Origin of the sequence: Streptomyces sp. NPDC005485, assembly GCF_040606085.1 — a bacterium.
Lineage (GTDB): Bacteria > Actinomycetota > Actinomycetes > Streptomycetales > Streptomycetaceae > Streptomyces.
The window spans coordinates 1-5,568 of the sequence record NZ_JBEXDZ010000280.1 but is presented as its reverse complement, the minus strand read 5'-3'; the positions used below and the strand labels follow the sequence as shown (position 1 = coordinate 5,568).

Annotated in this window: 5 protein-coding genes; all 5 read left to right on the top strand. The window is 72.5% G+C overall.

The genetic code is table 11. The features are described from left to right. On the top strand, nt 1-584 hold a 584-nt coding region (locus ABZS97_RS43240; RefSeq protein WP_356149247.1), incomplete at its 5' end, for a class F sortase. A gap of 252 nt (nt 585-836) precedes the next feature. Next, entirely contained in the window at nt 837-2,180 is a 1,344-nt protein-coding gene (locus ABZS97_RS43235; protein WP_356149244.1) for an ABC transporter ATP-binding protein, read from the top strand. A 19-nt stretch (nt 2,181-2,199) separates the two neighbouring features. Then, nucleotides 2,200-2,682 (top strand): DUF3574 domain-containing protein, encoded by a 483-nt coding sequence (locus ABZS97_RS43230; RefSeq protein ID WP_356149241.1) that lies wholly within the window; start codon nt 2,200-2,202, stop codon nt 2,680-2,682. Nucleotides 2,683-2,791: 109 nt separating this feature from the next. Continuing rightward, nucleotides 2,792-4,180 carry an aldehyde dehydrogenase family protein gene (locus ABZS97_RS43225; RefSeq protein WP_356149238.1) on the top strand — a complete coding sequence of 463 codons (1,389 nt, stop codon included), beginning with the start codon at nt 2,792-2,794 and terminating at the stop codon, nt 4,178-4,180. A 54-nt stretch (nt 4,181-4,234) separates the two neighbouring features. Further along, nucleotides 4,235-5,323, top strand: a complete 1,089-nt coding sequence (locus ABZS97_RS43220; RefSeq protein WP_356149235.1) for a Zn-dependent alcohol dehydrogenase — start codon at nt 4,235-4,237, stop codon at nt 5,321-5,323. The last annotated feature ends 245 nt before the right edge of the window (nt 5,324-5,568 follow it).

Here is a 5,568-nt window from a genome sequence, read left to right as displayed (position 1 = left end):
CGGCCGCACCGGCCACGGCGGGGCCGGGGGGCGCCCGAGCGTCCACCGGCCCCGCCGCCGGGACCCGGCCGCATCCGCCCAGGCGGCCCCCCGCCCCACCGGCGCCGCTGCCGCCCTCCCGGCCCACCACCCTCGCGATCCCCTATCTCGGTCTGGAGGCACCGGTGGTCGGGCTGCGGCTCGACAGCGCCAGCCGCCTCACCGCGCCGCCGATGGAGGACCCCAAGCTGGTCGGCTGGTACGACGGCGGACCGATGCCGGGCGGGGCCGGCACGGCCGTCGTCGTCGGCCACCGCGACACCAGAACCGGACCGGCCGTCTTCGCCGCTCTCGACCAACTCCGCCCCGGAAAGCCGATCGAAGCCCGCCGTGCCGATGGACGGGCCGCCGTCTACACCGTGGACGCCGTGCGGACGTACGAGAAGGCGCACTTCCCCGACAAGGAGGTGTACGGCGCCAGGGACCGCCCGGAACTGCGACTGATCACCTGCGGCGGCGCCTACGACCCGAAGACCGGCTACGCCGGCAACATCGTCGTCTTCGCGCATCTGACGGCGACCCGGGGTCCGGCGCGCGGGGCGTGAACGGACCGGGGAGCGGGGAGCGCCGGCCAGAGGTCCCAATCGGCCGGAAAGGGACCGGAAGGGACGAGAGGAAGGCTGAATCGGGCCGTCCGCTTTCTCACGGGGTGGACCGGACCACCCGATCCCGCCGCGCGTCTTCCCCCGGGTGTGTGCGGTCCGTTAGCTTCCGTGACTCATACGCCCCGTACGACCCGCACGGGACGTTCGACCGTGGAGCACCTACGTCCTGTGAGCCCCCGGGGGGCACCCCTCATGACACGCGCCATCTCCCTGCACAACGTCAGCAAGGTCTACACGCGCGGCGCCCGCGTGGTGGAGCGGCTGTCACTGCACATCCGGCCCGGTGAGTTCCTGGTGCTGCTCGGGCCCTCCGGCTGCGGCAAGTCGACCGTGCTGAGAATGATCGCCGGACTCGAGGACGCCACCGAGGGCGAGGTGCGCCTCGACGGCGAGTACGCCAACGATCTGGCGCCCGCCGAGCGGGACATCGCGATGGTCTTCCAGAACTTCGCCCTCTACCCGAGCATGACCAGCCGCGACAACATCGGCTTCCCGCTGCGCATCGAGGAGCCCGGCGCGGACCCGCGCCCACGCGTCGACGCCACCGCCCGGATGCTCGGCATCGAGGACCTCCTCGACCGCTTCCCGAGCCAGCTCTCCGGCGGTGAACGCCAGCGCGTCGCCATGGGCCGGGCGATCGCACGCCACCCGTCGGCCTTCCTGATGGACGAGCCGCTGTCCAACCTCGACGCCAAGCTGCGCAATCACCTGCGCGCCGAAATATCCAGCCTGACCAGGGACTTGGGCGTCACCACGGTGTACGTCACCCACGACCAGTCCGAGGCCATGTCCCTCGGCGACCGGGTGGCCGTCCTGCGCGGCGGTGTCCTGCAGCAGGTGGGCACACCGCGGGAGGTCTACGCGCTGCCCAGGAACGTCTTCGTCGCCGCCTTCATCGGCACCCCGCGGATCAACCTGCTGCGCGGCCTCGTCCGCGCCCCGCTCGACGGCGCGATGTCCATCAGCCTCGGCAAGCAGTACCTGCGGCTGCCCGAACCCCTCTCCCTCGACCACCAGTTGCTCCGGGTGCAGCAGGGGCGCGAGGTCATCGTCGGGCTGCGCTCCGAGGCCGTCCGCATCGGCAAACCCGCCGCCGCCCGCCCCGGCGAGGTGGCGATCAGCGGTCTCGTCGAGCATGTGGAGTTCCAGGGCCACGAGGTCCTCGTCCACTTCAACACCGGCTCGCGGCCGGCCGTCGTACCGGACCTGGAGGCGCCGCGCCCGGTCCGGCCGGCCCGTCGGCGCCGCCGCGAGGGCACCGTCATCGACCGGCTGAAAGAGCGGGCGGGCGCCCTGCGGGCCGGGCCCGTCGTGGTCCTCGAACACCCCGGGGACACGGGACCCGAGCGCCCCGAACCGGCGCCCCCGGAGGGCCGCCTGCCCGGTGACCTCGTCGTCCGCACCACCCCCGACATCGACCTGCGCCACGGCATGCAGGTCCCCCTCCTCGTCGACCTCGCCCACTTGTTCGTCTTCGACCAGCACGGCGAACGGATCTGCCCGGCCCCGGCACGGCTGCCGGATCTGGAGGAGTGAACCCGCTAGGGATGGGTGCATGAAACCGCACCTCCTCCGTACCCGGGCCGTCCTCACGGCGGTCGGACTCCTGCTGGCCGCCGCTCCGGCCGCGTACGCCACCCTCGCCGACGGGGTGCCCGCAGCAGCCGTCGCGGCCGCGGGTCCCGCCATGTCCGCTCCGGCGCGCGGGAAGCCGTACGTCGAGAGCCGGCTCCTCTTCGGCACCCGGCGGCCCGACGGCGGCCCGGCCGTCACCGACCGGCAGTTCATGGCCTTCGTCGACCGGGAGATCACGCCGGACTTCCCGGACGGGCTCACCGTGCAGAGCGGGCGCGGGCAGTGGCGGGACGCGCACGGCACCATCGAGAAGGAGCGGTCGTACGTGCTGACGCTGCTGTATCCCGTGGCGCGGGCGGGTACGAGCGACCGGCGGATCGAGGAGATCCGCCGGGCGTACGAGAAGGCCTTCGGGCAGGAGTCGGTGGGCCGGGTGGACGACCGGGCCCGGGTCGACCTGTGAGGGTTTCCGGCCGGTCCCGTGCGTCTGGTGACCGGGGGTGCCTGGCGCACAAAAACTAACATCGCTAGTTTGTGAGCCGGACGACGCAGCCCATCCGGGAGGAAGCACGATGCAGGCACACGACGGCATGTACATCGACGGAGCCTGGCGGCCCGCAGCGGGCGGGGACACGATCGAGGTCGTGAACCCGGTCGACGAGCAGGTGATCGGCCGTGTCCCGGCGGGCAGCGCCGAGGACGTCGACACCGCCGTACGGGCCGCCCGCGCCGCCCTGCCGGGCTGGGCGGCGACCCCGCCCGCCGAACGCGCGGCGCGCCTGGGGGCCCTGCGGGACGTCCTGGTCGCCCGCAAGGACGAGATCGCCGAGACCGTCACCGCCGAACTCGGCTCGCCGCTCGCTTTCTCGCAGGCGGTCCACGCGGGCGTGCCGATCGCGGTCGCCGGCTCCTATGCCGAACTGGCGGCGACCCATGCCTTCGAGGAGCGGATCGGCAACTCGACCGTCCACCACGAGCCGGTCGGCGTGGTCGGTGCCATCACCCCCTGGAACTACCCTCTCCACCAGATCGTCGCCAAGGTCGCCCCGGCGCTGGCGGCGGGCTGCACGGTGGTGCTGAAGCCCGCCGAGGACACCCCGCTGACCGCACAGCTCTTCGCCGAGGCGGTCCACGAAGCGGGTGTACCGGCAGGCGTGTTCAACCTGGTCACCGGCCTTGGACCGGTCGCGGGCCAGGCCCTCGCCGAGCACGAGGGTGTGGACCTGGTCTCCTTCACCGGGTCCACGGCCGTCGGCCGGCACATCGGCGCCACCGCCGGCGGTGCCGTCAAGAGGGTGGCCCTGGAGCTGGGCGGCAAGTCGGCCAACGTCATCCTGCCGAGCGCCGACCTCGCCAAGGCTGTGGCCGTCGGCGTCGCCAACGTGATGTCCAACTCCGGCCAGACGTGCAGTGCCTGGACGCGCATGCTCGTGCACCGCGACCAGTACGACGAGGCGGTCGATCTCGCCGCGTCCGCCGCGGCCAAGTACGGCGACCGGATCGGGCCGGTGGTGAACGCCAAGCAGCAGGCCCGGGTGCGGAGTTACATCGAGAAGGGCGTGGCCGAGGGCGCCCGGCTGGTCGCGGGCGGCCCCGAATCCCCGCACGAGCGCGGCTACTTCGTCAGCCCGACCGTCTTCGCCGACGTGACCTCCGACATGACGATCGCCCAGGAGGAGATCTTCGGCCCGGTCCTCTCGGTCATCCGGTACGAGGACCAGGAGGACGCGCTGCGGATCGCGAACGGCACGGTGTACGGCCTCGCGGGTGCCGTCTGGGCAGGGGACGAGGCGGAGGCGGTCGCCTTCGCCCGCCGACTGGAGACCGGGCAGGTCGACATCAACGGCGGCCGCTTCAACCCCCGTGCCCCCTTCGGCGGTTACAAGCAGTCGGGAGTGGGTCGCGAACTGGGTCCGCACGGTCTCGGCGAGTATCTCCAGACCAAGTCCCTCCAGTTCTAGGCCGGTTGGCCGTACTGCAATCCACATCGCTCTATTTTTGGGAGAGTTGCCTCCATGGCCGTCCGTGCCGCCGTCCTGCCCGCCATCGGTGCCCCGCTGGAGATCACCGACATCGAGCTGCCCGAGCCCGGCCCTGGCCAGGTCCGCGTCCGCCTTGTCGCCGCCGGGGTCTGCCACTCCGACCTGTCCCTGTCCGACGGCACCATGCGGGTCCCGGTGCCCGCGGTTCTCGGCCACGAGGGTGCGGGCACGGTCGTCTCCGTCGGTGAGGGCGTCACACATGTCGCGCCCGGCGACGGAGTCGTCCTCAACTGGGCGCCCTCCTGCGGTCGTTGCCATGCCTGTTCGCTCGGCGAGGTGTGGCTGTGCGCCAACGCGCTCAACGGCGCGGCCGACGTGTACGCCCGGCGCGTGTCCGACGGAAGCGACCTGCACCCCGGACTGAACGTCGCCGCGTTCGCCGAGGAGACCGTCGTGGCCGCCGGCTGCGTGCTCCCCGTACCGGACGGCGTACCGCTCGCCGACGCGGCCCTCCTCGGCTGCGCCGTGCTCACCGGCTACGGCGCCGTCCACCACTCGGCGAAGGTCCGGGCGGGCGAGACCGTCGCGGTGTTCGGGGCCGGCGGGGTCGGTCTGGCGGCCCTGCAGTCCGCCAGGATCGCGGGCGCCTCCAAGATCGTCGCGGTCGACGTCTCGTCCGCGAAGGAGTCCCTCGCCCGCGAGGCCGGCGCCACGGACTACGTCGTCGCCTCGGAGAACACCGCCCGCGAGATCCGCGCCCTCACCGGCAAACAGGGCGTCGACGTGGCCATCGAGTGCGTCGGCCGCGCGGTCACCATCCGCACGGCCTGGGACGCCACCCGCCGGGGCGGCCGCACCACGGTCGTCGGCATCGGCGGCAAGGACCAGCAGATCACCTTCAACGCCCTGGAGATCTTCCACTGGGGCCGCACCCTCGCGGGCTGCGTCTACGGCAACTCCGACCCGGCGAAGGACCTCCCGATCCTGGCCGAGCACGTCCGCGAGGGACGCCTCGACCTGGGATCCATGGTGACGGAACGCATCACCTTGGAGGACATCCCGACGGCGTTCGAGAACATGGCGGCGGGCAAGGGGGGACGGGCGCTGATCACGAGCTTCTAGGCGCGTTCAGCCCGTCCGGCGTTTGAGGACGAGGCCGTTCAGGCCGATGGGCGGGGGTCCGGGGGCGGCAGCCCCCGGGTACGGGACGGGCAGGGGCGGAGGGGGCGAAAACCCCGTAGGGCCGCCCCTGAAGCCCAGCCCGGCCCGCGACTAGGGGGTGTTTTGAAAGTCCTGTGCGGTGCCCGCGGTGTCCGGTGCGTGCCCTCGGCGTGCCGGACGAAGGCCCTCGTACTGGACGTACTTGG